The organism is Mesorhizobium sp. M0909 (genome assembly GCF_040319515.1).
GTDB lineage: Bacteria > Pseudomonadota > Alphaproteobacteria > Rhizobiales > Rhizobiaceae > Mesorhizobium.
Genome location: NZ_JAMYOA010000003.1, coordinates 58,512 through 84,348, shown reverse-complemented (window position 1 = coordinate 84,348; position 25,837 = coordinate 58,512). Strand labels below are relative to the sequence as shown.

Below are 25,837 nucleotides of genomic sequence, written 5' to 3'. Positions count from 1 at the left end.
TCAGTCACTCTTGCTCTCCTGCCACACGCCCTTGGCCTTGAGGCCGTCGGCCACTTCCTTGGGCATATAGGTCTCGTCATGCTTGGCGAGCACGCTGTCGGCGACAAAGATGCCGTCAGGGCCAAACGAGCCTTCGGTGATCACGCCCTGCCCTTCCCGGAAAAGGTCGGGAAGAATGCCGGTATAGGTAACCTTGACGTCCTTCTGGTTGTCGGTCACCGAAAAGGCGACGGTGGCGCCTTGGCTACGCTCTACTGTGCCTTTTTCGACGAGGCCGCCGAGCCTGATGCGCTGGCCCGGCTGAAGGCTGGCGGTGGCCAGATCAGCCGGCATGTAGAAATAGGAGGCCTTCTGGCCGAGCGCATAGAAGGTCAGCCCGGTTGCAACACCGAGAAACGCCAGCCCTGCGGCGATCACCGACAGTCGTTTGTGCTTGCGCGTCATCGTCTACTCCGTCGCCGTCACGCCGAGCGAGGCGGCAAAGGCGGTGAATTTCCTGGCCTGGTCGCTATCGGCGCCAAAGACAGCAATACCGCGATTGAGCGCGTCACGTGCCTGATCTGTCTTGCCCAGCACGACATAAGAACGAACGAGTTGCATCCACCCTTCCTCGTCGCGCGGATTTTGCCGAAGCTTTTCGTCGAGGCCGGCAACCATAGTGCTGATCATGGCTTGCCGGTCCTGCGGCGACATCGAGGAAGCAGCATCGATATCCTCGGCGCTCGGCCCTTTCGCAGGCCCCTCCGAAGCGACGCTGCGGGCGGCGGATTCGGCCAGCGCCTGCTCGACGGCGCCGCGCCACGGCGAGCCCTGCGGCAAGGCGGCCAGCATCTTTTGCCAGGCCGCCGTGGCTTCAGCTATGCGGCCCTCCTGTGCCATGCCCATCGCGAGATAGAACGCGGCCTTCGGATTGGCCGGATCGAGCTTCAACGCCGCCTCGAACGCCGCCTGCGCTTCGGCTGAGACAATGCCGCCGGCCGCATTGGCGATCGCCTCGCCAAGACCCGCCTGACGGGCGGCGCTGTCGCCGTCGAGGCGGACGGCGTTGCGATAGGCGGTCACCGCATCGGCGTATCGCTGCATGCGCAGATAGACCGGCGCCAGAACGTCCCAGCCACGGCCATCGGATGGGTTGGCCGCCAGGTGCGCCTCGGCGCGGGCTATCAGCTCGTCGACCGAGCTGTCGGCGGGGTTCTTGGCCAGGCGTTCGCTGAGTGGCTGCGATGGCAGGTCGGGTGAGCCGAGATGGCCATAGAGGCCCCAGCTGACCAGTGGAACCACCAGCACGGCAGCCGTCGCCACCAGTCTTGTCGACCGCGACGGCTGCGTCGCCGTCTCGCCGGCTTGGCCGGCATTGCTCAGGCGAAGGATGCGGCGGGCGATTTCGGCGCGAGCCTCTTCGGCCTCCATCGGCTGGATCAGGCCACGCGCCATATCGCGGTCAAGCTCGGCCAGCTGGTCGCGATAGACTTCGAGGTCGTGATCGCCGGCAGCGGACGCGTTCTTCGATCCACCGGCCAACGGCAGCAGCACCGCCAGGCTTGCGCCCAGCGTCAGGATTGCGGCTATGACCCAGAACAGCATGGCTCTTCCAATAGAACGAGACCCCTGCCCTGCCAACACAAGCGTGCTGCGACGCTTTGGCGGGGCCGAACGCGACGTGCTTTGGTGCCGATCGGGATCGGCGCACCAACGGCCGGACCAGCTACGTCAGCGGCGTCCAGCTGCCGTCGGCATTGCGGCAGGCGGTTCCGCGCGCGGTGGCGCCGGCGGTGCCGGTAAACACCGTATGGGTGTATTGCCGGCAGTCCTGCGATCCGACGCGATAGGGCTGGGCGGCAACCACTTCGCCGCGATGGGCCGAACTGTCGCTCTTCCAAGCCACTTTCTGGCCGCTCGCCGTGTATTCAAGCGCCTTGTATTCCGCCTCGAGCGCGCTGCGTTTCTCGGTCTCGCTCAGGCCGGCGCCGATAGAGCCGCCGACGAGGCCGCCGCCCATGGCGGAGATGATCGTCGTCGCCACCTTGGCGCCGCTGGGGGGCGTGGCGGCCGGCGTTACCGTAACGGCCGGGCCCTTGCTGAGCGTCGTGCAGCCGGAGATGGCGAGCAAGGCGGAAACGAGCGCGACGCGAATCTTCATGCCAATACCGGCTTTCTTGAGCTGGACCGCCGCGCTGTCATCAGGCTGGCGCGGCCATAATGTCGATGTTTGTCGGAAATTTGGCCGCAGCCGGCCACCTGGAAAAGCATTACTGAAGGCTCCGCAATCGAACCATCGCCTTCAATCCACCCATGACGGATCGTTCCAGCGCCAGAGAGCCTCCATACTCGTTGACAAGGTCGGCGACAATGGCAAGTCCGAGCCCGCTGCCCGGTTTTGTCTCGTCGAGACGCCGGCCGCGCTGCAATACCTCGCGCGCCTTGTCGTCGGGAATGCCGGGGCCGTCATCCTCGATGGCTATCTCGAACAGGTTGGCTGAGCCTTCCGTGCCAGCGACGAGCTTGACCGAAACGGCGACCGCGCTCCTTGCCCATTTCATCGCATTGTCGAGCAGATTGCCGAGCAACTCCTCCAGGTCCTCGCGTTCGCCGGCAAAGACGATGTCGGTGGCCGGCAATGACAGCGACAGCGCCGTCTGCGGGTTGAGCTTCTGCAGCACGCGCACCATGCGCTGGACCAGCGGTGTCACCGGCGTCCGGTAGACGACGCTGTCCCGCTGCGCGGCGACGCGGGCACGTTGCAGATAATGGTCCACTTGCTTCTGCATGGAAGCAGCCTGCTCGGCGATCAGCTGCCCCTTGGCGCCACCCAGCGCCCGCGCCTCGTTGAGCAGCACGGCAAGCGGCGTCTTCAGCGAGTGCGCCAGGTTGCCGACCTGCGTGCGCGACCGCTCGACGATACGCCTGTTGTTCTCGATCAGCGCATTGGTCTCGTTGGCGAGCGGCTCGATCTCGGCCGGGAAACGGCCGTCGAGGCGTTGCGCGGTTCCTTCGCGCACCATCGCAAGCGCATTCCTGACCCGGCGCAGCGGCTGCAAGCCGAGCAGGATCGCAATCGCGTTGATGGCGATCATGCCGACGCCGAACAGCGACAGATAGGTCAACAGGCGCCGCTGGAAGGTAGCGATTTCCTGCTCCAGCTCGGTCTGGTTGCCCATGACACGGAAGCGCGCGGCGCGGTTTTTCGCATCGAGGACGAACTCGCTCTCGAACACCTCCAACTGCTCGCCTTCGATGCCATCCGCTGAATAGCTGCGCTGGAAGCTGGCATTGAAGGGCACCTCGGCAACGCTTGGCGACGGGATCGCCTTGGTCATCGACGACGAATGGAGATCGCCGTGCACGCCTTCCGAGGCGGGCTCGACCGACCAGTACCAGCCGGAATTCGGCTCCGAGAACCTCAAATCACCAAGGTCGGGGGCGCCGGTCAATTGGCCGCTTTCGGAAACGCCGACCGAGCCGATCAGGTTGAACAGATGCGCCGAAAGCAGGCTGTCGAAACCGCGCTCGCTGGCCTGGCGATAAAGCGTGGTGATCAAGGTGAAGATGACGACCAGAGTGAGGATCGCCCAGACCGTGGAAAAAGCGATGACGCGAAACGCCAGCGAACGCGGCCATGACCGCAGCGACGGCGTGTTCGAGACGGCGGGTCTTGTAGGAAGCGGTTCCGCGTTACGCCTCCGGCTTACGCATGCGGTAGCCCATGCCGCGAACAGTTTCGATCATGTCGATGCCCATCTTCTTGCGAAGCCGTCCGACAAAGACCTCGATCGTGTTGGAATCGCGGTCGAAATCCTGATCATAGAGATGCTCGACCAGCTCGGTCCGGGACACCACCTCGCCCATATGATGCATGAGGTAGGCAAGCAACCGGAATTCGTGCGAGGTCAGCTTCAGCGGCACGCCGTCGACGTCGGCCTTGGAGGCCTTGGTGTCGAGGCGCAGCGGCCCGCAGGTCAGCTCGGACGAGGCATGCCCGGCAGCGCGCCGGATCAATGCGCGCACCCTGGCCAGGATTTCCTCGATGTGAAAAGGTTTGGTGACGTAGTCGTCGGCGCCGGCGTCGATGCCGGCAACCTTGTCGCTCCAGCGGTCGCGTGCCGTCAGGATCAGCACCGGCATCTTGCGGCCGCCGCGCCGCCAGCGCTCGACCACGCTGATGCCGTCCATCTGCGGCAGGCCGATATCGAGCACCACGGCATCATAGGGCTCGGTGTCGCCGAGAAAGTGCCCTTCCTCGCCATCGAAAGCGCGGTCGACGACATAGCCGGCATCGACCAGCGCGTCGCCGATCTGCCGGTTGAGATCCTTGTCATCTTCGACGACGAGTACGCGCATGCGGAAGGCCTGTTGAAGCTGTTCAGATATAGGCCGATTCCGGCAGACTGGGAAACGGCACGGTTCAGTTCAGCGGAACGACGATCTCCGAGCGGCGGGGACGCTGCCCGTCCTTGCCCGGAACGAGCACGACGATGACGCAGACCGGCTGGCCGCCGCGTGTCGACTGCGAGGCCTTGGCCAAGGTGCCGCCATTCTGCTCGGCCACCTGCTGGCCGATCGCGTAGCAGTCGGACGCGGCGAGGACGACCGGCTGGGGCTGCTCGGGGGTGACAGCGGGGATCGCCATCGCTTGCGACGCAAGCAGGCCGGCGGCTGAGAGCGCCAGTGCCGCGGTCCGGAAGTGGGAGCGAAGGGTTTTCATGGCCAGCGTTCTAACGCGCCGGTGCTGAACGTGATATGAACGGTGAACGCTCGAATGCATGCCCGCCACACCCCTGAAGCGCGAGATTATCGGATTGCCATTTCGCCGCCCGTCTCGCGAAATCGCCAAAGTTTAACCTAGCCCTGCAATCCTTCGCCGACAACCGGCATCATCTGGCGGGCAGGACCATTTGGGAGGACGAAGCATCCGGCCCAAGGCAACCGATAGCAGCTCAGGCGAACCGAACCTGAAACAAAAAAACCCGCCAAGCTGCGGGTCGTTGGAGCCAATTAGCACCATGCCTAAATTAGTAGCATAGCTGCCGGCACAAAGCAAGAACAAAGTTGCCCGATTCGCGAAAAGTGCCCGGTGGTCAGCCGCCTTCCTCGATTACGGCGCGGAAGCGCAGCAGCCCATGATGGGCCGAAAGGTCCTCGTCGTAGCGGGCTTCGGCGAATTCGAGCTTGAGGTGGGCGCGACGATGGTCGCCAAGCGAGAGCGCCGCATCTCGCAGGCGGGCGCTGACCAGGTCCATGATGTCGGTGGTTTCCTTGCTGGCCTCGGACTTCGACCAGACATGCAGCGTCAGCAACTGCTCGGCGTTGTTCTCCGTCCCTGTTGCCCAGTCGTAGACGCTGGTGCGGCCGACGGTCATGTGGGGAAATGCAACATTTTCCGGCGCACGGTCGAACAATCGTGCGTCGCCCAGTGCCGCCGATAAATCGGGATCGTCGTTCACTGCCTCGAATATGGCCTTCTGCAATTCGACGGCCGGGGCGGTCATTGTCTTTGCCCTCGCCCGTCGCGTCGACCTCCCGGCTGCGTAGCTGCGTTGCATGACGGCATCCCGGCAAAAGCGCGAATCAGCGCGTCTCATACGGATTATGAACCTTCATGACCTCGGGAATAAGCCCTGCTCCTGGAATGCGCGACGCCGCAGCCGTCCGCGTCACGGACCCGTGACCGGCTGAACGGTCGCGACGTCAAACGGCGAGCGAAGTCGGACGCCCTGAGAAAGCGTCTTGTGGACGGATCGCGACTAGCGAAAATCCGCCGCAGTCAGCACATATATGCTCCTGCGGGTGCGGGCATAGGCATTCCTGGCGACATCGTGGATCGAGTTGGAAGCCGTGTCGAAGGCTGCCAGGTAGGTAGCTTCTGAGGCCGCCGTTCCCGGCTGCATCTTGGAGATGGCATCGGTAGCGACAGAGAAGGAAATCTGGAACATGCCGTCATGGCCGACGAAGCGGATGCGTTTGCTTGCCTCGTCGTAGCTGCGGCTGGGATTGGGAAATGTCAGGCTCATGATTTCGCCTCCATCGATGCGGATACGGCCTTCTTGACTGCCCGTGCCCGCTTCTTCTTTGCGGCGACCGGATTCAGAGCTTCCGCCGCGCGGTCCGCCTCTTCCTTGGCCAGTCGCAATTCCCTCAGCCTTGCCGTTTTGATGCTCCTAGCCTTCGCCTCCGAGAGATATTCGGCAGTTGCTTTGTTCCGTTCCGCCGTCTTCTTCTGGTTTTCCATGAAGCGAGCCTGAGCTTTTTCCATGATGTTCTGATTGCCTTCGGCCATCGGTAAAATCTCCCTTGCAGCGAAAGTCATGGCTGTGAACTTCATCGTAAATAGGTGTTCAAAGACAGAAATTCAATTTCAATAATATTCGGCAAGTCCCGAACACAGGGGGATGGCCAGGCAAGATAATAAATTCAATATTTGATGTGCCCTATGAATATTTTTTGGCACTCCTATCAATCGAGTGCCAAGGCGCCTATAGAGAGGGGCGGCCGCCTAAGCCGGCCCCAGAAAGAGTCCCCATGAAATTCCGGCCACTCCACGATCGCGTCGTCATTCGGCGCGCCGAAAGCGACACCAAATCCAAGGGCGGCATCATCATCCCCGACAATGCCAAGGAAAAACCGCAGGAAGGCGAAGTGATCGCCGTCGGGCCGGGTGCGCGGGACGAAAGCGGCGCGTTGATCCCGCTCGACGTCAAGGCCGGCGACCTCATCCTGTTCGGCAAATGGTCCGGCACCGAGGTCAAGATAGACGGCGAGGACCTTCTGATCATGAAGGAGGCCGACATCATGGGCATCATCGACAAAAGCGAGATGGGCACCGTCGATAAGACCGTGGCTGCCAAGAAGGCCGCCTGATTGGAAGGCCGCGCGCGCTCCCGGGCGCGCAAGGACGCTCCGAGCTTTGATTCAGGCGCTGCAAGCGCCGTGCCACGACAACCGAACTGGAAAAGATCATGTCTGCCAAGGAAATCAAATTCTCCACCGACGCGCGTGACCGCATGCTGCGCGGCGTCGAAATCCTCAACAACGCCGTCAAGGTGACGCTCGGCCCCAAAGGCCGCAACGTCATCATCGACAAGGCCTACGGCGCGCCGCGCATCACCAAGGACGGGGTGGCCGTGGCAAAGGAAATCGAGCTTTCCGACAAGTTCGAAAACATGGGCGCACAGATGGTGCGCGAAGTGGCCTCGAAAACCAACGACCTCGCCGGCGACGGCACCACCACCGCCACGGTGCTTGCCGCTTCCATCCTGCGCGAGGGCGCCAAATTCGTTGCCGCCGGCATGAACCCGATGGACCTCAAGCGCGGCATCGACTTTGCCGTCAGCGCCGTCGTCCAGGAAATCCAGGCGCGCGCCAAGAAGGTCAAGTCCTCAGGCGAGATCGCGCAGGTCGGCACCATTGCCGCCAATGGCGACACCAGCGTCGGCGCCATGATCGCCAAGGCCATGGACAAGGTCGGCAATGACGGCGTCATCACCGTCGAGGAGGCCAAGACCGCCGAAACCGAACTAGACGTCGTCGAAGGCATGCAGTTCGACCGCGGCTATCTCTCGCCCTATTTCGTCACCAATGCCGAGAAGATGCGCGCCGAGCTGGAAGACCCTTACGTCCTCATCCACGAAAAGAAGCTCGGAAATCTGCAGGCACTGCTGCCCATCCTCGAAGCCGTGGTGCAAAGCGGCAGGCCGCTGTTGATCATCTCCGAGGACGTCGAGGGCGAAGCGCTGGCAACGCTGGTCGTCAACAAGCTGCGCGGCGGCCTCAAGGTCGCGGCCGTCAAGGCGCCTGGCTTCGGTGACCGCCGCAAGGCGATGCTGGAAGACATCGCCGTGCTCACCGCCGGACAGATGATTTCCGAGGATCTCGGCATCAAGCTGGAGAACATCACCATAGAGATGCTCGGCCGCGCCAAGCGCGTGCTGATCGACAAGGACACCACCACGATCATCGACGGCGCCGGCGAGAAGACCACCATCCAGGCGCGCGTCCAGCAGATCAAGGGGCAGATCGAGGAAACCACGTCCGACTATGACAAGGAGAAGCTACAGGAACGTCTCGCCAAGCTGGCGGGCGGCGTTGCCGTCATCCGTGTCGGCGGCGCCACCGAATCCGAGGTCAAGGAAAAGAAGGACCGCATCGACGATGCGCTGAACGCCACGCGCGCGGCCGTTGAAGAAGGCATCGTTCCGGGCGGCGGTGTCGCGTTGCTGCGCGCCAAGGCTGTGCTGAACGGGATGACCGGAGCCAATGCCGATGTGACGGCGGGTATTTCGATCGTGTCGAGAGCGCTCGAAGCGCCGATCCGGCAGATCGCCGAAAATTCCGGCGTCGAAGGTTCGATCGTCGTCGGCAAGCTCGCCGACGGCAAGGATCACAATCAGGGCTTCGATGCCCAGAACGAGGTCTATGTCGACATGATCAAGGCCGGCATCGTCGACCCTGCGAAGGTGGTACGGACGGCGCTGCAGGACGCGGGCTCCATTGCGGCGCTTCTGATCACGGCGGAAGCCATGATCACCGACGTTCCGGCGAAGGAAGCCGCTGCTTCGCCCGGCGGCATGGGCTTTTGACCAGTCACTGCCGGAAACAAGCCTGAAAGACAGTCTCCGGGGTATCTTCCAGGCGCGCACCATCGGCAAGGAGATCGATCAATGATCGCATTCGTCCCGAAGCCAAATGCAGCGGCGAAAATCGAAGTGGCCGAGGAAAGCCGCTTCGATCGCATTCGCAGGCTTGCCGACAAGCACAGGAAAGCCAACGCCGGTATGATAGGCCGCGACCCGAAAAAGATCGCGGACAAGCGTCCCATGTGACGCTGCCAATCCTCAGCACCCACGCAAGCGCGGAACCTTCATCGCCCTTGTAGGCAGCACCAAAATGGACGAATAGTCTTGAAAGGCGCGCCGCCGTGAAATTGCCGGCATGCGGTTTCTCAGTTGGCGGCGTCGCCGCAGCCGGATCCTGGAATGGCCAGTCCTTTGGAACCACGCAAGAGAAGAGGTCCGATCGCCGCAAGGCTGCTGGCGGTGGATGCGTGGATCGATTCCTCTGTCTACGAAATCGGCTTCAGGGCGCGCCAGTTCTGGGAAGCGGCCACCATCTTCTCGCGGCGTTTCCGCGTCGGCGGCTGGCGCCGCGGCCTGATCGAACTGTTGAGTGAAGGCTTTACGCTCGGTGCCGGCGGCATCGTCGTCCTTTTGGCGCTGGCCTTGCCGGCCTTCCAGATAACCGCCGGCGACTGGCGCACGCAAGGCGACTTCGCCGTCACCTTCCTAGACCGCTACGGCAACGAGATCGGCCAGCGCGGCATTATCCAGCGCGATTCGGTGCCGGTCGACGAGATGCCCGACCATGTCATCAAGGCGGTGCTGGCCACCGAGGACCGCCGTTTCTTCGACCATTACGGCATCGATGTGCTCGGCCTGTCGCGGGCGATATTCGAGAATGTGCGGGCCAATTCCGTCGTCCAGGGCGGCTCGAGCATCACCCAGCAGCTGGCCAAGAACCTCTTCCTGACCAACGAACGGACCTTCGAGCGCAAGATCAAGGAAGCCTTCCTGTCGCTGTGGCTCGAAGCCAATCTGTCGAAGAAGGAAATCCTGCAGCTTTACCTCGACCGCGCCTACATGGGCGGCGGCACTTTCGGCATCGAGGCGGCAGCCGATTTCTATTTCGGCAAGAGCGTCAAGGACCTGAACCTTGCCGAGGCGGCGATGCTGGCCGGCCTGTTCAAGGCGCCGACCAAATACGCGCCGCACATAAACCTGCCCGCCGCCCGGGCGCGGGCCAATGTGGTACTGTCCAATCTGGTCGATTCCGGCTTCATGACCGAAGGCCAGGTGCTGCAGGCAAGATTACACCCGGCCGAAATCGTCGACCGCGGCGAGCAGAAGAGCCCCGATTATTACCTCGACTGGGCCTTCGACGAGGTCAAGAAGATCGCCGCCAAAGGCGGCCCGCACTCGCTTGTCGCCCACACCACCTTCGACGCCAATATCCAGAAGGCGGCCGAAGAATCGATGGAGTTCCACCTCCGCCAGTTCGGCAAGGAATACAACGTCACCGAGGGCGCCATCGTCGTCATCGAGACCAACGGCGCCGTCCGGGCGATCGTCGGCGGCCGCGACTACGGCGCCAGCCAGTTCAACCGCGCCACCAAGGCACTTCGCCAGACCGGCTCCTCGTTCAAGCCCTATGTCTATGCGACGGCGATGGAGCATGGCTTCACGCCGGATTCGGTGGTGTCCGGCGGACCCATCTCCTGGGGCAGCTGGTCGCCCCACAATTACAATGGCGGGTCGGCCGGCAAGGTGACGCTGATCACGGCGATGGCCAAATCGATCAACACCGTGCCGGTGCGGCTGGCCAAGGATTATCTCGGCATCAAGCCGATCAAGGCGATGGCGGAAGCCATGGGCGTCGAGTCGCCGCTGGAATCGCACAAGACCATGGTGCTCGGTACATCGGGCATGACTGTGATGGACCAGGCGACGGGCTACAGCGTGTTCGCCCAGAACGGCTTTGCCGGAACCCGGCACGGCATAAGCCAACTCTTCAACCGTACCGGCGAAGTGGTCTACGACTTCGCCAAGGACGCGCCGCCGCCGCACCGGGTGCTGTCGGAGCAGGCGCTCAAATACATGAACACCATGCTGGCGGCGGTGCCGGTGATCGGCACGGCCCGGCGCGCGGCCCTTCCAAACATCGTTGTCGCCGGCAAGACCGGCACGACGCAGTCCTACCGCGATGCCTGGTTCGTCGGCTTTACCGGCAACTACACAGCCGCCGTCTGGCTCGGCAACGATGACTTCACCGCGACCAACAAGATGACCGGCGGCACGCTGCCGGCAATGGTGTGGCAGCGGCTGATGCTCTATGCGCACCAGAATATCGACCTGAAACCGATCCCCGGTATCGATCACCCCTTCGTCGATGCCGAAATCGCCGCCAAGGCCGAGGAAGCGGAAAAGAAGAACGCCGAACAGGCAGCAGCCGATGCCGCCGCCGAGCGTCCGCCGGTGCTGTCCAGCCGGACCACCCGGACCCTGAAAGAACTGACCAGGCTTTTCCAGGCGGCACCCGTGCTCGACGCGCCCGCTGCACCGGAGACCCTGTCGGCGCTGTGACGGCCAATTCTGTGGGGCCGCTTGCCATAAGCCCCTGCGCCGAGATATCCCCGGCGGCAATCTTTCTGTCCTCGGCCTTCGGTTCTCCCGGCTCGTCATGCTCAAGAACGCCTTCCTGACGCTGCTTTCGCTTGCCATCGCCATCGGTGGCGGTGGCGCCAGCGTCTGGTACGCGCTGAAGCTGCAGGATGGCGTCGGCGCCATCAGGATCGGCCAATGGACCGCCTTCCCGGATATCGGCACGCCGACGGCGGATCCCTATTCCAAGGCCCGCGTGGCTCGCGAAGGCGTGCTGGCGCTCGGACAGGCGGAAGGACTGTCCTTCATAGCCGAACGCGATTCCGGCGGCGAACAGCTCAACCGGCAATGCGCCTACAAGATTGCGGGCGGTTTTCCCACCGCCCGGTTCTGGACGCTTTATGCCGCCGACCAGTCGCTTGGGGTGGTCGAGACCGGCACGCCGAGGCCGGCTGCGCTGCAGTCCTATCAAGTGCTGCGCCAGGCCGACAATTCGGTGGTCATTTCCGTTGGCAGCCGCCCTGCGCCCGGCAACTGGCTACTGACCAGCGGCGCCGGCAAGATGTACTTGGTGCTCACGTTCTACGACACACCGATCGCCAGCAGCACCGGTCTGTCGGACGTCACGCTGCCGCAGATCCAGAAGGTCGGCTGCAATGCGTAGCCTGCTGCATGCCGTGCTGCTCGGCCTGCTCGGCGCCGGCATCGTGCACATCGTCGTGCTGCTGCTCGTCCCCGAGTTCTCCGAACGCGACGCCTGGTCGCGATTGGCCATGGCTTCGGATCTCTACAAGATGACCAGGCTCGACGCGGAAGCCGGCGGCGCGCCGGTGGTGAAATCGGTCGATCCGCTGTTTTATGCGGCGGCTTGCCGCTTCGACCTTGCCGAGGGGATGGTGCGGGTCAAGGCGCCGGGCAAGGTGCCGTTCTGGTCGATATCGGTCTACGACCGCGGCGGCCACAACATCTACTCGTTCAACGACCACAGTGCGACCGCAGGCGTGCTCGACACCGTTGTGCTGACGCCGGCCCAGATGATCGAAGTCCGCAAGGACCTTCCCGAGGAACTGCAAGGAGCCATCTTCGTCGAGGCGCCGATAGAGGAAGGCGTGTTCGTCATCCGTTCGTTCGTGCCCGACGACAGTTGGAAGCCGATCGTCTCGCGGTTTCTCGAACAGAGTTCCTGCGAACTGCAGGATTTTTAGGCCGGTTCCGATGCTCAGTGGTGCGGTACCGGCAATGTTCCCGACGGTCCCGGCTTGTCGGGGCCGGTCGGCCGCGTTTCGCCCGTCAGCGGCCGCTGCTCGTAGCGCACCCCGGGAAATATGATCACTGCCGCCGGCGCGGCTTGTTGTGCTCGATTGGTTGCCGCCGTTCGCGGCACGAAAGACAGTACCATGCCCATGGTTCGCGTATTCCTCTCGGTTGCCCCGGAGCACAACGCAACGCCTCCATAGTCGATTAAGAAGGCAGTAGGTTAACGGAGCGCTAACGGATCGCCGCTAAATTGATCTTTGTTCTTGGGAAACGCGAAACCGGTACAGCCCGGCAGAGCGCCCTCCAGATCGTGTCGAGTGTCGGGCGTATCCTCCGTGTCAGCTTCGGATTTCAGGCAAATCGCAGCAGGAGCTGAATCGGGAAAGGCCGAAAGGCTGTTTCGCGCCGCGGTATCGGCATTCTGCTCGCTCACCCGCCCGTCGCGCCGGGAGATCGCGCAGCTCGAAGACCTGACGCTGCCGCTTTTCGAGAATGTCTCGGTCGAATCGCGCCGCTACGTCGCGGCAGCCCTTTCCGAATGCGAATATGCACCCGCCGCGCTGGTGCGGCGGCTTTGCCAGGAGCGGGTCGACATCGCCGCTCCGCTACTCATCCGCTCGCGTGCCCTCAGCGACGTCGACCTGATCGCGCTGATTGGGCGTCACGGCCTGCCGCATGCCCGTGCCATTGCCCGCCGCAAGGATCTCAACCAAACCATCGCCGATCTCATCAAAGTGCTTGAAAGGCCGACGCTGGTGCGGTCGCAGCAGCAGCCGGAAGCAACCGCCAAAGCCGCGTCCGAAAACGCGGAAATGGTCGCGAGCGACGCAAACAGACAAGAGGCGGCCGACGCCGCCGAAACTGTACGCCGCCGGTTGCGATCCATGATGCGCGCCGAGCGCGGCACCGCCATCAGACCGTTCGTCGAGCCACAAACCTACGTCAAGCTGCGCGAAACCGCGCTGACCGGCAATGCGGCATTCTTTCAGACAGCGCTCGCCGATGCGCTCGAAGTCGATTTTTCAACGGCGCGGACGCTCACCGCGACCCAAAATTACACACCGCTACTTTTCGCCTTGCGCGCGCTCGACCTCAGCGAAGACAAGGCGTTCCTGATCACGGCTGCCATCTATCCGACCGAGTTTCCGCACCCGCAGGCGATCCGCATCTTCCTCGACCGCTACCGCCTGCTGCACCGCGACGCTGCGTTGGACAGGCTCCGCGGCTGGAAGGCCGACACCGTGTCGAAAATCGTTCGCAAGCCCGGGCGCGTCGCGGCAAATGCCGACCTGCGCAAGCCGAACAGCGCCGATGTAACCGCCACCCCAAAGGCGCTTCGCATCTGAAGGCTTGCCGTTACGACGCCTTGACCGAGATAAGCTCCTCGACGGGAACGGCGCCCGCCTCGATCTCGATCACCCAGATATCCGGATCGAATTTCTTCTCGCGCTCCAGCCGCGCGTCGAAAATGGCGACATCGTCGCCTTCGCCAAGCAGACTGAAAAAACGGTCGTCCGGCTTGGCCGAATCGTAGCTCGTCTGCGGCGCCGGCCCGAACAGCGCCATCTCTCCTAGCCGGCCACGCGCCAACACGAAAACTGCGCCGGCTTCCGTGGCGCCGCGCTTGACCACGGCGGCAAAGCCGCCGGCGCTAAAAACCCGGCGCAACAGGGCCGACACCCACAGATCGGTGGTTACCCGCATGGCGGGACCCTGTACGATTTCGGGTTTGTGGTGTCGAGATTCTCACTTATTCGCGAGCAACGGTTGGCCATCAAAGCAAGTCCCGGAATGCGACGATTTACCAACAAAGTCTAACAAAACTTGTTGGCCTCTGTGAAAAATGCTATAGTGCCCGGTATGAAAGCCCAGCCCATGCGCACTCTTACTGTGTCGCTTACCCCCAAGCAGGCCGCCCGTCTACAAGACGCCGTGAACAGCGGAGACTATGCTTCCAACAGTGAAATCGTCAGGGAAGCACTACGTCTATGGGAGCAGCGCGAGGAATTCCGCACTCTTGAACTGGAACGCCTCAAAAGGGCCTATGACGAAGGAATGGCAAGTGGCGAAGGTCAACACGTAAATCGTACGGCTTTCTTACGCGCTCTGAAGGCCGAACGCGCAGTCCGTGGCTGAATACCGGCTCACCCCGCGAGCTTCTCAGGATTTGCGAGATATTTGGCATCACATTGCCGTCGATAACGAGAAGGCGGCTGACAAGCTGATCGGACGCATTTTCGACAGGCTGGAATTGGCTTGCGAGCACGCCAAAATGGGCGCAGCTCGACCGGAATTGAGCGCCACCGCCCGCATTCTGGTCGAGGGGCGCTACATCGTGATTTACGAGCCCATGCCCTACGGCGTGTTAGCCGTGGCGATAGTCCATGGAATGCGTGACCCGGAGCAATGGCTTAAATAGGCCGGGAGACTAGGTTTCGGCCCTCAGTTGGTCAGGCCGATCTCGCGCATCTTGACGTAGACGATCTCGTCTGGCTCGCCGGTCTCCGGCAAGCCGAACAGCGCCTGGAATTCCTTGATCGCGGCCTTGGTGCGCGCGCCTACGACGCCATCCAATTGCATGTCCTCATTGCCGAACGCTTTCAGTCCGGCCTGGATCTTGACGATGCGGGGATCCGGCGTTTGCGCCGCTGCATTTGCTGGTGCGGATACCGGAATGGCGGCCGGAGCAGCGGCCGTTTCGACCGGCCGCGGCACGGGATGCGGAACCACGGCCGCGGTCTTTGGCGTGGCGCCCAGTTGATCCAGCAGGACGCCGTCGATCTCGCCGGAGGCATTCAATCCGACTTTCTGCTGATAGGCCTGGATGGCCTTGCGCGTATTCGGTCCGGGAATACCGTCGATGGTGCCGGAATAGAAATCGAGATCCTTCAAGATGCCCTGGACCTGCTCGACGACCGGGTCGCTCTTGATCGGCGTAGCGGCCGGACGCACGATATTGATGGTGGTTTCGGGCTCATCGCTATCCGCCCGCGGAAAGCGTTCGATGCTTCTGGTAGCGAAAAACGCTCCGGCATGCGGAAAGGGCTGGTACCAAAGCGCGTTCGCCGAGACGTAGAACAGCGTCACCAGGAACGCGGTGGAGCCGCCGACCACAACAGGATTGCGCGAGATCAGGCTGCCCAGCGCCATCGCTCCGTGCTCGAAGGCATTGCCGCGGCGTTTGACCGCCTTAGGCTGTTTTGCGGAGCGACCCATTGCTCTCCCCTTTGCCACCGTCCGCCTTGGCTTTGACCGCGGACATCGGCACCACGCCGGTCTTCTCCGCCGAGCGGCCCGTCGGGCCGCTCACGGGAAGGCTGATCGTCACCGTGGTGCCCTCGCCCGGCATGCTTTCGATCGACATTGTGCCCTCGTGCAGCGCCACCAGCCCCTTCACCAGCGAAAGCCCGAGCCCTGTGCCTTCGAAACGGCGGGTATAGTCGTTCTGGATCTGCATGAACGGCTTGCCGAGATTGACAAAGTCTTCCTCGGCGATGCCGATGCCGGTGTCCCGGACCCAGAAATGCAGCCGCGAGCCGATGCGCTTGGCGCCGATGACGACATTGCCGCCTTCGGGCGTGAACTTGATCGCGTTAGAGACGAGATTGATCAGGATCTGCTGCACGGCGCGACGGTCGGCATTTATTTCGCCTGCGTCCGGCGCGATCTGGGCCTGCAGATCGATGGCCTTTGCCTCGGCTTGCAGGCGCATCATCGACTGGCACATCTCGACCGCTTCGCGGAAGCGGAACGGTTCCGGTTCGGTCGCGTAGGCGCCCGATTCGATCCGCGATACGTCGAGTATCGAGGTGACGACGGCAAGCAAGTGCTGGCCCGAATCCCTGACCAAGCCGACATATTCCTTCTGGCGCGGATCCTTGAAGCTGCCGAACATCTCGTGCAGCAGCATGTCGGAAAAGCCAATGATGGCATTGAGCGGGGTGCGCAACTCATGGCTGACGACGGCAAGGAAGCGTCCTTTCGCCACCTCGGCCGAAGCAGCCGCCTCGTTGGCAGCGGCAAGCTCCTGGCGCAGTCCGGCCACTTCATCGTTTTCGCGCAGAAGAAGCGTGAAGACAGTCCCCTGCCCAGGCGCGCGCATCATCTCGAGCGAGAACGGCCGGTAATTGTCGGCTGTCACGCCGCTGCTCTGCGGCAGCCGGACGCGAAGGTCGAGCCGGCGCGACAGGGCGCCATCGCGCATATCGGCCAGCGCACTGAGATACGGGACGCGGTCGGACAGATGGATGCGATCGAAAAGTCCGGTGCCGAAAAGCAGCTCCGGTGGCAGCCTCAGTATCGTGCGTGCCTTAGCCGAGGCGTCCAGAACCTCGCCATGGGCAGCGATTCGCAGCACGACGGCGTCGATCAGGTCTTCGAGCCGGTGGCTGCCGGCCGGATCGAGCTGAGCGCTGGCGGTGGCACGAAGTGAAGCGACACGCGGAATGAGCGTGAGCGCCCAGGCCAACGGCACCAGCCAGTGCCATGCGGCGATTTCGGTCTGGCCGAGCGGCAAGACGGAACCGGCTAAAGGCTGCAGCAAGACTGCGACAAGGGCCGAGATGGCGCCCCAGATCACGGCACGCCGCGACTGGCCGATCCACCAGGCTTCAAACGGCAGCGCCACCGCGAGCAAGGCAACCGGCGAGGCCACACCGCCGGCGGCAGCGATAAGGGCACCCAGGGCAACACTGCCGACGACCAAGGCGAGTTGGCCGGCCAGGGTCATCTTGCCCGATGCAGCCACCAGCAGGGCGGCGAACCAGCAAAGGCCGAACGCCGCAAAGATCGCAGCCACAGTCACGGCCGCGCCCATGCCCGACGTGACCAGCGTCACCGCTGCACCCGCGCTGAAGAAGGGAGCCGCCAGCATGACGCCAATGAACCGGCTCTCACGGCGGCGGTCGTCCTGGCCGAGGACGGACGGATGAACCATCCGTTCGCAACCGGCGGCTATCGCGCCCGGCAACTCGGCGTATCTGGCCTTGATCGCACTCAACTCAACGCACCCGGTCGTGAACGGCCCTGCTTGGCAGGCGGCTTTTGTCGATCCGAAACTCGCATCCAGCGTTTAAGGAATGGATAAGGCTGGGCCGATCGTCCCCCGGCAGGCAGCAAATATCGGGATCCCGGTGGGGAAAAACGGGGGCACTTGCCGCCATAGTAAACGGAGCGTTATCCGGACCACCCGCGCCTAAGCTTGCGGCCAATCGCACCAAACTGTCACCAATGCAAAAAATAACGAGGAGAAACAACAGGTTGGATGGTTACCATTTGCTGAATGAAATATGACCCATTCGAGGCAAGTGAACTTCAAAGCGCTTCGTTTCGAATCTGCCTAAAATTTGAGGAAAACTGTTGCTTTCGGGACAAGCCGTCCTTTGCGCCTCCGTGCCAGTATCGCGGTACAAGGGTCGTGTGGTTCGGAGGCATGACCGTCATAAAGGACAGACAGATGGGCTTTCTGATAAGAGCTGCTTTCTGGTTTTCCCTGGTGCTTCTGGCGCTGCCGCTGGGTGTCGGCGCCGATGATGCGGGCCGCGAAAGCGTCGGGCCGCTCCAGGCGCTGTTTGCGGCACGCGAAGCCGTCGGCGACATCGCCGGCATCTGCGAGCGCAAGCCGGACGTGTGCGAGACCGGTAAATCGGCAATGCACACCATCACCGCCCGGGCCAGGGAAACCGCCAAGATCGCGGCCGCCATGCTGGACGACAAGACCCCTGAACCAGATGCGGTGACGACCACCGGCAGCGTGCCCGAGGAAATCGTCTTGCCCGCGAAAGTCGATCTGCCGGCGAAACTGCACTTGCCGGCGAAGAACTGAGACGGTTTCGGCCGAATTCGTCGCCAGACCGCAAGGCTCCCCGCTCTCGGCGCCTGCGGCGTTTCTCCTCTTTTTCCGTGACGTGGCAGCGCCGGATGACTATATCCGGGGTGATGACTACGACGATCCAGACCATCCGCGACGACTTTTCCCTGCTCGACGAGTGGGAAGACCGCTATCGCTATGTGATTGAACTGGGTGAAGCGCTGCCGCCGTTTCCCGACGAGCAACGCATACCGGCCAACAAGGTGCCCGGCTGCGTCAGCCAGGTCTGGTTGACCACCGAACAGGGCGGTGGTCCCGACCCCGTTATCACCTTCAAGGGCGATTCCGACGCCCATATCGTGCGCGGTCTGGTCGCCATCATGCTGGCGCTGTTTTCGGGACGGCCGGCCAGCGAAATCCAGAGGACCGACGCGGAGGCCACATTGAAGGCGCTCGGACTTGACGAGCACCTGTCGCCGCAGCGCGCCAATGGTCTTCGCTCGATGGTCAAGCGCATCAAGCGTGACGCCGAAGCAGCGCTGAAGCAGACCGCCTGACCGGACGGCAGTTGCCGGCAGCATGGCGGGTTCGACCTTTGACCGGATAATACAAAACGGCGCCCGCAGGCGCCGTTTGAGTGTCAAACCCGAAGAGCCGGTTATCAGCGTCCCTTGCGCTTGCGGCCGAGACCCATCTTCTTGGCGAGCTGCGAACGGGCGGCCGCATAATTGGGCGCAACCATCGGATAGCTCGGGTCCAGGTTCCACTTTTCGCGATACTGGTCGGGCGTGAGATCATAGTGGGTCATCAAGTGACGCTTGAGCGACTTGAACTTCTTGCCGTCTTCGAGACAGATGATGTAGTCGTCATGCACCGAACGCTTCGGATTTACCGCCGGCTTCTGCTTGTCGGCAGGCGGCTGCTCGGCGGCCCCGCCGACGCGCCCCAAAGCGGCATGGACATCGGCAATGAGGTTCGGCAATTCGCCGACCGGCACGGGATTGTTGCTGACATAGGCGGCCACCACGTCGGCGGTAAGCTCGATCAGCGCGTCACTGTTTCTGGAAGGTGTTTCGGTAATATCCATGGCGTTCAGGCCCCAACGAGAATTGTTTCTGTTTGCGCCCGTTTCGATAGTTGGGCATCGCGCGAACTTGTGCAGGAAAAAGCCTCCGCGATTCGCGTCGCGGCACCTTAATGGGCCTTGGCGTCAAGTAAGTCAATTCGCTTCTTGCGCTCTATTCAGCGATGCAAGTCAAATCTTTCATATTCAGCTTCACTCTTTCGTGCAGAGTGTAAACTTGCCGTTTTTTCTGGTCAGACCAGCATCGACTGACGCGGCGGCAAGCAGCCATTACACAGACTGCAGCAGGTAAATAGAGCTCAATGCTTGTTCCAGCCGGCAGCATTACAGCCTGGCCAATCGGCGGATTCAGTAAAATCATAGGTTGCGAAGGATTACTGTTGCTCGTGAGCCGTCGGCCGGGAGCGGCGTGCCGCGTCACTGAAACGGAGTGATGTATTTTCCGTAGACCCAGCCGGTGACGAACTGGCCGTTCTGTGCCGGATCATGCCAGACTTGGCACCAGTGATTGCGGATCTTCTGTTTCTGCTGCCAGTACGAATGGTTGGCGAGATTGAGCAGATTTATCCCACCGGTGCATTTGCCGGTCATCTGCAGAACCGTCCCGTTGGGATAGGCGGCCTGCTTCTGCGAAGTTCCGGAAGGATATTTGCGCACATTGAGTGTGTCGCCGAACGGCACATTGGCCACTTGCCAAGCCGCAAAGGCAGTTGCATGAGAATGACCGGCATTGGCCAGGGTCGTCGCAGCGACGGCGAGGGCCGCGACAGTCCGAGAAAAAATGTTCATTGTCCTCTCCTCCAGCCCGTCCCCTCGAGCCACCAGACAATAGATCATAGCCGTTGAACCCGCGCTGAGCGGCGTGTTCATTCGCTATTCAAGTAACTTCCACAGCGAGACGCAATGACCAGAACCCCAGTGTTTCCGACCGCCACCCCACCGAAGCCGGAGAAACGGCCGATCTTCGACACGCATCACGGCATGACGCGGACGGACGACTATGCTTGGCTGAGGGCCACCAATTGGCAAGAGATGTTCAGGGATCCGTCTCTGCTCGACGGCCAAATCCGCGCCCACCTCGAAGCCGAGAATGCTTACCAGGCGGCGCTGATGGCCGATACGGCTCAGCTGCAGAAGCAGCTTTTCGCGGAAATGAAGGGGCGTATCAAGGAAGACGATTCCTCTGTGCCTATGAAGGATGGGCCCTATGCCTACGGCTCCTCCTTCAAGCTTGGCGGCCAGCAGCCGCGTTATTTCCGCACGGCGCGCGACGGCGGCGACAAGCAGATATTGCTCGACGGCGATGCCGAGGCCGAGGGTAAACCCTATTTCCGGCTGGGCGGCGTCGATCATTCGGACGACCACAGCAAGCTGCTCTGGGCCTTCGACGACAAGGGTTCCGAATTCTACACGCTGCGCGTCCGCGATCTGGCCGGCGGCAATGACCTGGCGGACAGGGTTCCGGACACCGGCGGTGGCGGTGTTTGGGATGCCGGCAATGACGGTTTTTTCTACACTCGCCTCGACCCCAACCACCGTCCTTCCAAAGTGCTGTTCCATGCGCTTGGTGACAGTCCTGAAAACGACCGGCTGATCTACGAGGAGACCGATCCCGGCTTCTTCATGGATGTCGGCGGCACGCGCTCCGACGAGTGGATCATGATCGGCATCAACGACCATGAGACCTCGGAATACCGCATCATGAGCGCCAACGATCCGTTCGCAGAGCCGAAGCTGGTTGCGGCGCGCCAGACCGGCCTGCAGTACGAGCTCGAGGAAGGCGGCGACATCTTCTTCATCCTCACCAATGCCGACGGCGCCAAGGACTTCAAGATCATGACGGCGCCAGCGCATGATCCGGTGCGCGCCAATTGGCAGGAACTGGTGCCGCACGAAGCGGGACGGCTGATCCTTTCGGTGATCGGCTTCAAGGACCACATGGTCCGGCTCGAGCGCAAGGAAGGCCTGCCGCGCATCGTCGTGCACGACCGCAAGAGCGGCGAGGAGCACCTGATCTCCTTCGACGAGGAGGCCTTCTCGCTCGGCCTGTCCGGCTCCTACGAATACGACACCGAGATCATGCGCTTTTCCTATTCGTCGATGACGACCCCGGCGCAGGTCTTCGATTACAACATGCGCACCCGCGAGCGGGTGCTGCTCAAGACCCAGCAAGTGCCGTCCGGCCACGACCCGGAGCACTATGTCACGCGCCGGCTGATGGCGCCTGCCGCCGACGGCGAACTGGTGCCGATCTCGCTCCTCCATCACCGCGACACGCCGCTCGACGGGTCGGCGCCGTGCCTGCTTTACGGCTACGGCTCCTACGGCATCACCGTGCCGGCCGCGTTCAATACCAATCTTTTTTCGCTGGTCGACCGCGGCTTTGTCTACGCGATAGCCCATGTTCGCGGCGGCAAGGACAAGGGCTATGGCTGGTACGACGACGGCAAGCGGGCGAACAAGATGAACACGTTCACCGATTTCATCGCGGTCGCTCAGCACCTCGTCGCCGAACGCTATACGCAGCGTGACCGCATCGTCGCGCAAGGCGGTTCGGCCGGCGGCATGCTGATGGGGGCGGTCGCCAACATGGCGCCGCAATGCTTCGGCGCCGTCGTCGCCGAGGTTCCCTTCGTCGACGTGCTCTCCACCATGCTCGACGCCAGCCTGCCGCTGACGCCGCCGGAATGGCCGGAATGGGGCAATCCGATCGCTTCGGCGGAGGATTACCGGACCATCGCCGCCTATTCACCCTACGACAATGTCGCCGCACTCGATTATCCGCCGATTCTGGCGCTGGCCGGCCTGACCGACCCGCGCGTCACTTATTGGGAGCCGGCCAAATGGGTAGCGCGGTTGCGCGACCGCAAGACAGGTGAGAATGCGGTGCTGTTCAAGATCAACATGGATTCAGGCCATGCCGGCGCCTCCGGCCGGTTTTCGAGGCTGGAGGAAATCGCCTTCACCTATGCCTTTGCGCTCAAGGTCACAGGCAAGGCCGAGCTGGCCGCGTGAACACCGCGGATAGGCAGGTATTGCTTGCTGTTCCGCTACATGCCTTCATTGAGGATGAAAGTTGCGGAGAAGCCCACCAATGATCGATCTTGCCACATTGATTGCGTATGTCGCGGTTGTGCTTGGCTTTGTCTTCATCCCGGGTCCTGCCACCCTTTTGACCGTGGCGCGAGGAACCAGCTCTGGAACCAGGGTGGGCATCGCGACCGGCGCGGGGATCGCGGCCGGCGACGTGGTTCACACCTTCATGGCGATCGTCGGCATTTCGGCGATCATTGCCACGTCGGCGGCGCTTTTCAGCATAGTGAAGTACATCGGCGCAGCCTACCTCATTTATCTCGGCATTCGCGCGATCATCGAGCAAACGCCTGCCTATCCGGCCGCCGGCGCACTTGCGATCCCCGCTGCCAAAGCATTTCGGCAGGCTGTTTTGACCGAGATTCTCAACCCCAAGACCGCGCTTTTCTTCCTTGCATTTCTTCCGCAGTTTGTGCGGCCTGAAAACGGATCGGTGATGCTTCAACTGGCGACATTGGGCGTGATCTTTGTTCTGTTGGGCCTCGTCAGCACGGTGGTTTTCGCCGTGGGTGCGGGCGGCCTTGGCGCTTTCCTGCGCCGAAACCCTACGGTGCTGAGATGGCAGGGCAAGGCTGTCGGCGGCATCTATTGCGCCTTGGGCATCCGGCTGGCGCTGCAGCAGCGCTAGGGTTCTCGACATGCGACGCCGTATGAGGCTTCGGATACTGGGCAAGCACAGTTGATTTTCCGCTCGCAATTGCAAAGGTCGCGCGCTACCCAATGCGCGGCCTTTTCACGGTCGCCGCCAACACTCATTCACCCAGGGATCTGCCATGTTGCTCGTCGATGTCTATCTCGACAAATCGCCCATCCAGGGCATCGGCGTCTTTGCCAAGAACCACATTCCCCGCGGCACGCTGGTCTGGAAGCTCGACCCGAAATACGACCGCCGCATCGAGGTGACGACCTACGAGCGGGAAACCGGGCCGGTGAAAACCTACCTTGACCGCTACGCCTACCCGGACCGGTGCGACCCGAACTACATCGTCTTCGAAGCCGACGATGCGCGCTACATGAACCATGCCGACGACCCGAATTGCGACGTCTCGCAGCCGGAGGAGACCTATGCCTTGCGCGACATTGCGCCTGGCGAGGAAATGACCTGCGACTACAATCACTTCTTCAAAACCGGCTTCGACTTTCTCGGCGACCGCTGACGCAGCGACCGTCAGCTCGCCGGCTTCTTGCGAGCCGGATAGCCGTTGGGATGCGGCGGCACGGCTTTCAGATAGGCGGCGATCGCCGCACGGTCCTCCGGGGTCAGCACGGCCATGTTCCGTTGCACGTCGACCATCGCGCCGCCGACCGTATCGAAGTCCGGCGTGAAGCCGGTTTCGAGATAGTTGGCGATGTCAGCTTCGGACCAGTCGGCGATGCCGCCCTCGCCCGACGTGATGTTCGGCACGATACCGCTGCCTTCGGCGGCGGCCGCACCTGCCAGCCACTGGCCCTTCCTGGTGCCGCCGGCGAGGTCCCGCGGCGTGTGGCATTCGCCGCAATGACCGGGGCCTTCCACCAGATAGCGGCCGGCCAGCACCGGGTCGGGCGTGCCGTCGGGAAAGGAAACGACCGGCTGGTCACTCAAATAGAGCAGCTTCCACAAGCCAATACCGCGTCGGACATTGAAGGGAAATGCCAGCGAATTGGCGGGCGCCTTGCCGGCGACCGCGGGCAAGGTCTTCAGAAATGCATAGAGATCGGCAATGTCGGCCGGCTTCATGCGCGCGTACGAAGTATAGGGAAATGCCGGATAAAGATGCTCGCCCGACGGTGATACGCCCTTCAGCATGGCGTTGGCAAAGTCCTCGACGGACCAGGCGCCGATGCCGTCCCTGGCATCCTGCGATATGTTCGGCGGCACGAAGGTGCCGAACGGCGTCTTGAGCTCGAGGCCGCCGACCAGCTGAAGGCGGGCGTCGCCTTGCGAGCCGGGCTTGGCATGACAGGACGTGCAGCCGCCGGCGTAGAAGATGCGCTTGCCCCTGGCGGCGTCGCCGGGACCAAGCTCAGCCAGCGTTGCGGCATCGAGCCTGACCGGAGCCGACAGGAACCAGCCGGCAATCGCGGCCGCGCCGCCCAGAACGAGGGCGGCGCCGACAAGTTTCTTCAGCAAGCGCATTGCCCGCCATCAGCCTTTTTTCACCCTGTAGTTTTGATGACAGTTGCCGCAGCCGCCGCCGATGGTGTTGAACTGTGCCTTCAACGCCTCGGCGTCCGCAGGTGCTGCGGCGACCGCTGCCTTGACGTCTGCGAGGTACTTGCCTTCAGCCGTCTTGAAGCCGGCCATGTCCTGCCAGATCTTGGGAGACGCTGTGGTGTCGCCGGTGTCGCTGCCCGCCGGGAAAAGCGTGTCGACGCCGGCATGGAATTTCTCGGCATTGGCCTGCAGTGCCTGCAACGCGGTCAGCACCGAAGCTGCGTCGTAGGGCGTCTCGCCCTTGACCACTTTCGACAAGCCGGCGGCAATCTTGCCACGTTCCTTCATCAGGGCCTGCCGGTCAGTAACCGGGTCGGCAAATGCCGCCGAACCGGCTAAGGCGAGCATCGAGATGGCGAGGATAAGCTTTCTCATTCACTTGGCTCCATGTTGAAGGCAATTCAGGATGCGGTCCCACCCGATGACAAACGGCAAGGATGGCTTAAAAATTCCGACGCTGCGCCTCACGCTTGCGTGAAATTTTGCAACTGTCGTTCTGATGGTGAAAAAGAAAAGCCCCGGTTCTGCCGGGGCTTTTCTGGAACGGATCAGGCCTTTTCGTAGAGTTCGAGCACATAGTCCCAGTTGATGAGACTGTCGACGAAGGCTTCGAGGTATTTCGGCCGGGCGTTGCGATAATCGATGTAATAGGAATGTTCCCAAACATCGACGCCGAGGATCGGCGTCACGCCATGGACGAGCGGGTTCTCGCCATTCGGCGTCTTCGAGATCGCCAGCTTGCCGTCCTTGACCGAAACCCAGGCCCAGCCCGAACCGAACTGGGTGGTGCCGGCGGCGATGAAGTCGGCCTTGAACTTGTCGTAGCCACCAAGATCGCTGTCGACCGCCTTTTGCAATGCGCCCGGCAGCTTGTTGCCACCGCCGCCCTTCTTCATCCATTTCCAGAAATGGATGTGATTGTAGTGCTGGGCGGCATTGTTGAAGAGGCCCGCATTCTTGCCGAAGGACTGTTTGACGGCCTCTTCGACCGACAAATCGCCCATGCCCGCCTCGGCGGCCAGCTTGTTGCCGTTGTCGACATAGGCCTTGTGGTGCTTGTCGTGGTGATATTCCAGCGTTTCCTTTGACATGTAAGGCTGCAAGGCCTCGTAATCATAGGGCAAGGCGGGCAATTCAAAAGCCATCGGTCGTACTCCCTCGTGGAAAAATCCGGTGTCGATACCGGACTAACATAGGACTGGATTGGTCTGGAACAACTCCGGAAACGAAGCGCCGGCCGCTTTTTAGCG

The 25,837-nt window shown here is 62.3% G+C and carries 32 protein-coding genes; 14 read left to right on the top strand and 18 right to left on the bottom strand.

Annotated elements, in window-relative coordinates; genetic code table 11:
• The 9 genes from ccmE to NKH83_RS04930 form a co-directional block, all read right to left on the bottom strand.
• Entirely contained in the window at nt 1–444 is a 444-nt protein-coding gene (gene ccmE, locus NKH83_RS04970; protein WP_352479534.1) for a cytochrome c maturation protein CcmE, read from the bottom strand.
• A 3-nt stretch (nt 445–447) separates the two neighbouring features.
• Nucleotides 448–1,584, bottom strand: a complete 1,137-nt coding sequence (ccmI, locus tag NKH83_RS04965; protein WP_352479533.1) for a c-type cytochrome biogenesis protein CcmI — start codon at nt 1,582–1,584, stop codon at nt 448–450.
• A 121-nt stretch (nt 1,585–1,705) separates the two neighbouring features.
• Nucleotides 1,706–2,140, bottom strand: a complete 435-nt coding sequence (locus NKH83_RS04960; protein ID WP_352479532.1) for an RT0821/Lpp0805 family surface protein — start codon at nt 2,138–2,140, stop codon at nt 1,706–1,708.
• Nucleotides 2,141–2,249: 109 nt separating this feature from the next.
• Entirely contained in the window at nt 2,250–3,590 is a 1,341-nt protein-coding gene (locus NKH83_RS04955) for an ATP-binding protein (RefSeq protein ID WP_502894334.1), read from the bottom strand.
• Nucleotides 3,591–3,672: 82 nt separating this feature from the next.
• Nucleotides 3,673–4,338, bottom strand: coding sequence for a response regulator transcription factor (locus NKH83_RS04950; RefSeq protein ID WP_023718390.1), 666 nt, complete (start codon nt 4,336–4,338; stop codon nt 3,673–3,675).
• 64 nt (nt 4,339–4,402) lie between these two features.
• Nucleotides 4,403–4,702 carry a hypothetical protein gene (locus tag NKH83_RS04945; RefSeq protein ID WP_352479531.1) on the bottom strand — a complete coding sequence of 100 codons (300 nt, stop codon included), beginning with the start codon at nt 4,700–4,702 and terminating at the stop codon, nt 4,403–4,405.
• A 373-nt stretch (nt 4,703–5,075) separates the two neighbouring features.
• Complete coding sequence (locus NKH83_RS04940) at nt 5,076–5,486, bottom strand: DUF3168 domain-containing protein (RefSeq protein ID WP_352802349.1); 411 nt, start codon at nt 5,484–5,486, stop codon at nt 5,076–5,078.
• Between the two features lie 255 nt (nt 5,487–5,741).
• On the bottom strand, nt 5,742–6,008 hold the full coding sequence (locus tag NKH83_RS04935) for a DUF1488 family protein (protein WP_254819951.1): 267 nt from the start codon (nt 6,006–6,008) through the stop codon (nt 5,742–5,744).
• Nucleotides 6,005–6,274: a hypothetical protein gene (locus NKH83_RS04930; RefSeq protein ID WP_352479529.1), complete on the bottom strand. Its 270-nt coding sequence runs from the start codon at nt 6,272–6,274 to the stop codon at nt 6,005–6,007. Before NKH83_RS04930 ends, NKH83_RS04935 begins: the two co-directional genes overlap by 4 nt.
• Before the next feature lie 242 nt (nt 6,275–6,516).
• Between NKH83_RS04930 and NKH83_RS04925 the strand changes: the two genes are divergently transcribed.
• The 6 genes from NKH83_RS04925 (at nt 6,517) to NKH83_RS04900 (ending at nt 12,352) form a co-directional block, all read left to right on the top strand.
• Nucleotides 6,517–6,855 (top strand): co-chaperone GroES, encoded by a 339-nt coding sequence (locus NKH83_RS04925; RefSeq protein ID WP_352479528.1) that lies wholly within the window; start codon nt 6,517–6,519, stop codon nt 6,853–6,855.
• Between the two features lie 98 nt (nt 6,856–6,953).
• The gene (groL, locus tag NKH83_RS04920) at nt 6,954–8,573 is read left to right on the top strand and encodes a chaperonin GroEL (protein ID WP_352479527.1); all 1,620 of its coding nucleotides are present in this window, start codon (nt 6,954–6,956) and stop codon (nt 8,571–8,573) included.
• A gap of 81 nt (nt 8,574–8,654) precedes the next feature.
• Nucleotides 8,655–8,816, top strand: a complete 162-nt coding sequence (locus NKH83_RS04915) for a hypothetical protein (RefSeq protein WP_352479526.1) — start codon at nt 8,655–8,657, stop codon at nt 8,814–8,816.
• Between the two features lie 153 nt (nt 8,817–8,969).
• Nucleotides 8,970–11,129 carry a transglycosylase domain-containing protein gene (locus NKH83_RS04910; protein ID WP_352802346.1) on the top strand — a complete coding sequence of 720 codons (2,160 nt, stop codon included), beginning with the start codon at nt 8,970–8,972 and terminating at the stop codon, nt 11,127–11,129.
• A 97-nt stretch (nt 11,130–11,226) separates the two neighbouring features.
• Nucleotides 11,227–11,811 carry a DUF1214 domain-containing protein gene (locus tag NKH83_RS04905; RefSeq protein ID WP_352802344.1) on the top strand — a complete coding sequence of 195 codons (585 nt, stop codon included), beginning with the start codon at nt 11,227–11,229 and terminating at the stop codon, nt 11,809–11,811.
• Entirely contained in the window at nt 11,804–12,352 is a 549-nt protein-coding gene (locus NKH83_RS04900) for a DUF1254 domain-containing protein (RefSeq protein WP_254819944.1), read from the top strand. The genes NKH83_RS04905 and NKH83_RS04900 overlap by 8 nt, the downstream gene beginning before the upstream one ends.
• A 14-nt stretch (nt 12,353–12,366) precedes the next feature.
• On the opposite strand, the gene NKH83_RS04895 is transcribed toward NKH83_RS04900, so the two are convergent.
• Nucleotides 12,367–12,552, bottom strand: coding sequence for a hypothetical protein (locus NKH83_RS04895; protein WP_352647215.1), 186 nt, complete (start codon nt 12,550–12,552; stop codon nt 12,367–12,369).
• Nucleotides 12,553–12,739: 187 nt separating this feature from the next.
• Between NKH83_RS04895 and NKH83_RS04890 the strand changes: the two genes are divergently transcribed.
• On the top strand, nt 12,740–13,750 hold the full coding sequence (locus NKH83_RS04890; protein WP_352802342.1) for a DUF2336 domain-containing protein: 1,011 nt from the start codon (nt 12,740–12,742) through the stop codon (nt 13,748–13,750).
• Nucleotides 13,751–13,760: 10 nt separating this feature from the next.
• Here the strand turns inward: NKH83_RS04890 and NKH83_RS04885 are convergent, their stop codons facing one another.
• Nucleotides 13,761–14,108: a DUF1491 family protein gene (locus NKH83_RS04885; RefSeq protein ID WP_352802340.1), complete on the bottom strand. Its 348-nt coding sequence runs from the start codon at nt 14,106–14,108 to the stop codon at nt 13,761–13,763.
• Nucleotides 14,109–14,264: 156 nt separating this feature from the next.
• Between NKH83_RS04885 and NKH83_RS04880 the strand changes: the two genes are divergently transcribed.
• Together NKH83_RS04880 and NKH83_RS04875 are read left to right on the top strand one after the other, a co-directional pair.
• Nucleotides 14,265–14,540, top strand: coding sequence for a type II toxin-antitoxin system ParD family antitoxin (locus NKH83_RS04880; RefSeq protein WP_502895544.1), 276 nt, complete (start codon nt 14,265–14,267; stop codon nt 14,538–14,540).
• Nucleotides 14,533–14,823: a type II toxin-antitoxin system RelE/ParE family toxin gene (locus NKH83_RS04875; RefSeq protein WP_254819939.1), complete on the top strand. Its 291-nt coding sequence runs from the start codon at nt 14,533–14,535 to the stop codon at nt 14,821–14,823. Before NKH83_RS04880 ends, NKH83_RS04875 begins: the two co-directional genes overlap by 8 nt.
• 23 nt (nt 14,824–14,846) lie before the next feature.
• Here the strand turns inward: NKH83_RS04875 and NKH83_RS04870 are convergent, their stop codons facing one another.
• The gene (locus NKH83_RS04870; RefSeq protein WP_254819938.1) at nt 14,847–15,620 is read right to left on the bottom strand and encodes a peptidoglycan-binding domain-containing protein; all 774 of its coding nucleotides are present in this window, start codon (nt 15,618–15,620) and stop codon (nt 14,847–14,849) included.
• A complete protein-coding gene (locus tag NKH83_RS04865) occupies nt 15,595–17,340 on the bottom strand; it encodes an ATP-binding protein (protein ID WP_352802734.1) in 1,746 nt (581 codons plus the stop codon). The genes NKH83_RS04870 and NKH83_RS04865 overlap by 26 nt, the downstream gene beginning before the upstream one ends.
• Before the next feature lie 519 nt (nt 17,341–17,859).
• Here NKH83_RS04865 and NKH83_RS04860 point away from each other — a divergent pair.
• On the top strand, nt 17,860–18,228 hold the full coding sequence (locus NKH83_RS04860; RefSeq protein WP_352802337.1) for a DUF5330 domain-containing protein: 369 nt from the start codon (nt 17,860–17,862) through the stop codon (nt 18,226–18,228).
• Nucleotides 18,229–18,341: 113 nt separating this feature from the next.
• Nucleotides 18,342–18,770, top strand: coding sequence for a SufE family protein (locus NKH83_RS04855; protein ID WP_352479545.1), 429 nt, complete (start codon nt 18,342–18,344; stop codon nt 18,768–18,770).
• 104 nt (nt 18,771–18,874) lie between these two features.
• Here the strand turns inward: NKH83_RS04855 and NKH83_RS04850 are convergent, their stop codons facing one another.
• Nucleotides 18,875–19,300 carry a Ros/MucR family transcriptional regulator gene (locus tag NKH83_RS04850; protein ID WP_023677844.1) on the bottom strand — a complete coding sequence of 142 codons (426 nt, stop codon included), beginning with the start codon at nt 19,298–19,300 and terminating at the stop codon, nt 18,875–18,877.
• Between the two features lie 414 nt (nt 19,301–19,714).
• Complete coding sequence (locus NKH83_RS04845) at nt 19,715–20,086, bottom strand: SH3 domain-containing protein (protein ID WP_352479517.1); 372 nt, start codon at nt 20,084–20,086, stop codon at nt 19,715–19,717.
• A gap of 114 nt (nt 20,087–20,200) precedes the next feature.
• On the opposite strand from NKH83_RS04845, the gene NKH83_RS04840 reads away from it, so the two are divergent.
• From NKH83_RS04840 to NKH83_RS04830, 3 genes are all read left to right on the top strand, one after another.
• Nucleotides 20,201–22,312, top strand: coding sequence for a S9 family peptidase (locus NKH83_RS04840; RefSeq protein ID WP_352802335.1), 2,112 nt, complete (start codon nt 20,201–20,203; stop codon nt 22,310–22,312).
• A gap of 79 nt (nt 22,313–22,391) precedes the next feature.
• Complete coding sequence (locus NKH83_RS04835; protein ID WP_352802333.1) at nt 22,392–23,018, top strand: LysE family translocator; 627 nt, start codon at nt 22,392–22,394, stop codon at nt 23,016–23,018.
• Nucleotides 23,019–23,163: 145 nt separating this feature from the next.
• Nucleotides 23,164–23,547, top strand: coding sequence for an SET domain-containing protein (locus NKH83_RS04830; protein ID WP_352802331.1), 384 nt, complete (start codon nt 23,164–23,166; stop codon nt 23,545–23,547).
• Between the two features lie 11 nt (nt 23,548–23,558).
• On the opposite strand, the gene NKH83_RS04825 is transcribed toward NKH83_RS04830, so the two are convergent.
• From NKH83_RS04825 to NKH83_RS04815, 3 genes are all read right to left on the bottom strand, one after another.
• Entirely contained in the window at nt 23,559–24,509 is a 951-nt protein-coding gene (locus NKH83_RS04825; protein ID WP_352802329.1) for a cytochrome c, read from the bottom strand.
• 9 nt (nt 24,510–24,518) lie between these two features.
• Nucleotides 24,519–24,962: a c-type cytochrome gene (locus NKH83_RS04820; RefSeq protein ID WP_352802327.1), complete on the bottom strand. Its 444-nt coding sequence runs from the start codon at nt 24,960–24,962 to the stop codon at nt 24,519–24,521.
• Nucleotides 24,963–25,135: 173 nt separating this feature from the next.
• A complete protein-coding gene (locus tag NKH83_RS04815) occupies nt 25,136–25,732 on the bottom strand; it encodes a superoxide dismutase (RefSeq protein ID WP_352802325.1) in 597 nt (198 codons plus the stop codon).
• Between the last annotated feature and the right edge of the window lie 105 nt (nt 25,733–25,837).

Bases quoted from the DNA above. Each gene is read 5' to 3' on its own strand.
- NKH83_RS04950 (WP_023718390.1), bottom strand. From the start codon at position 4,338: ATGCGCGTACTCGTCGTCGAAGATGACAAGGATCTCAACCGGCAGATC.
- NKH83_RS04860 (WP_352802337.1), top strand. From the start codon at position 17,860: ATGGGCTTTCTGATAAGAGCTGCTTTCTGGTTTTCCCTGGTGCTTCTG.
- NKH83_RS04930 (WP_352479529.1), bottom strand. From the start codon at position 6,274: ATGGCCGAAGGCAATCAGAACATCATGGAAAAAGCTCAGGCTCGCTTC.
- NKH83_RS04850 (WP_023677844.1), bottom strand. From the start codon at position 19,300: ATGGATATTACCGAAACACCTTCCAGAAACAGTGACGCGCTGATCGAG.
- NKH83_RS04815 (WP_352802325.1), bottom strand. From the start codon at position 25,732: ATGGCTTTTGAATTGCCCGCCTTGCCCTATGATTACGAGGCCTTGCAG.
- NKH83_RS04945 (WP_352479531.1), bottom strand. From the start codon at position 4,702: ATGAAAACCCTTCGCTCCCACTTCCGGACCGCGGCACTGGCGCTCTCA.
- NKH83_RS04925 (WP_352479528.1), top strand. From the start codon at position 6,517: ATGAAATTCCGGCCACTCCACGATCGCGTCGTCATTCGGCGCGCCGAA.
- NKH83_RS04845 (WP_352479517.1), bottom strand. From the start codon at position 20,086: ATGAACATTTTTTCTCGGACTGTCGCGGCCCTCGCCGTCGCTGCGACG.
- NKH83_RS04865 (WP_352802734.1), bottom strand. From the start codon at position 17,340: ATGGTTCATCCGTCCGTCCTCGGCCAGGACGACCGCCGCCGTGAGAGC.
- NKH83_RS04900 (WP_254819944.1), top strand. From the start codon at position 11,804: ATGCGTAGCCTGCTGCATGCCGTGCTGCTCGGCCTGCTCGGCGCCGGC.
- NKH83_RS04820 (WP_352802327.1), bottom strand. From the start codon at position 24,962: ATGAGAAAGCTTATCCTCGCCATCTCGATGCTCGCCTTAGCCGGTTCG.
- NKH83_RS04910 (WP_352802346.1), top strand. From the start codon at position 8,970: ATGGCCAGTCCTTTGGAACCACGCAAGAGAAGAGGTCCGATCGCCGCA.
- NKH83_RS04855 (WP_352479545.1), top strand. From the start codon at position 18,342: ATGACTACGACGATCCAGACCATCCGCGACGACTTTTCCCTGCTCGAC.
- NKH83_RS04880 (WP_502895544.1), top strand. From the start codon at position 14,265: ATGAAAGCCCAGCCCATGCGCACTCTTACTGTGTCGCTTACCCCCAAG.
- NKH83_RS04940 (WP_352802349.1), bottom strand. From the start codon at position 5,486: ATGACCGCCCCGGCCGTCGAATTGCAGAAGGCCATATTCGAGGCAGTG.
- NKH83_RS04840 (WP_352802335.1), top strand. From the start codon at position 20,201: ATGACCAGAACCCCAGTGTTTCCGACCGCCACCCCACCGAAGCCGGAG.
- NKH83_RS04825 (WP_352802329.1), bottom strand. From the start codon at position 24,509: ATGCGCTTGCTGAAGAAACTTGTCGGCGCCGCCCTCGTTCTGGGCGGC.
- NKH83_RS04935 (WP_254819951.1), bottom strand. From the start codon at position 6,008: ATGAGCCTGACATTTCCCAATCCCAGCCGCAGCTACGACGAGGCAAGC.
- NKH83_RS04885 (WP_352802340.1), bottom strand. From the start codon at position 14,108: ATGCGGGTAACCACCGATCTGTGGGTGTCGGCCCTGTTGCGCCGGGTT.
- NKH83_RS04905 (WP_352802344.1), top strand. From the start codon at position 11,227: ATGCTCAAGAACGCCTTCCTGACGCTGCTTTCGCTTGCCATCGCCATC.
- NKH83_RS04895 (WP_352647215.1), bottom strand. From the start codon at position 12,552: ATGGGCATGGTACTGTCTTTCGTGCCGCGAACGGCGGCAACCAATCGA.
- groL (WP_352479527.1), top strand. From the start codon at position 6,954: ATGTCTGCCAAGGAAATCAAATTCTCCACCGACGCGCGTGACCGCATG.
- NKH83_RS04835 (WP_352802333.1), top strand. From the start codon at position 22,392: ATGATCGATCTTGCCACATTGATTGCGTATGTCGCGGTTGTGCTTGGC.
- NKH83_RS04960 (WP_352479532.1), bottom strand. From the start codon at position 2,140: ATGAAGATTCGCGTCGCGCTCGTTTCCGCCTTGCTCGCCATCTCCGGC.
- NKH83_RS04830 (WP_352802331.1), top strand. From the start codon at position 23,164: ATGTTGCTCGTCGATGTCTATCTCGACAAATCGCCCATCCAGGGCATC.
- NKH83_RS04915 (WP_352479526.1), top strand. From the start codon at position 8,655: ATGATCGCATTCGTCCCGAAGCCAAATGCAGCGGCGAAAATCGAAGTG.
- ccmE (WP_352479534.1), bottom strand. From the start codon at position 444: ATGACGCGCAAGCACAAACGACTGTCGGTGATCGCCGCAGGGCTGGCG.
- ccmI (WP_352479533.1), bottom strand. From the start codon at position 1,584: ATGCTGTTCTGGGTCATAGCCGCAATCCTGACGCTGGGCGCAAGCCTG.
- NKH83_RS04870 (WP_254819938.1), bottom strand. From the start codon at position 15,620: ATGGGTCGCTCCGCAAAACAGCCTAAGGCGGTCAAACGCCGCGGCAAT.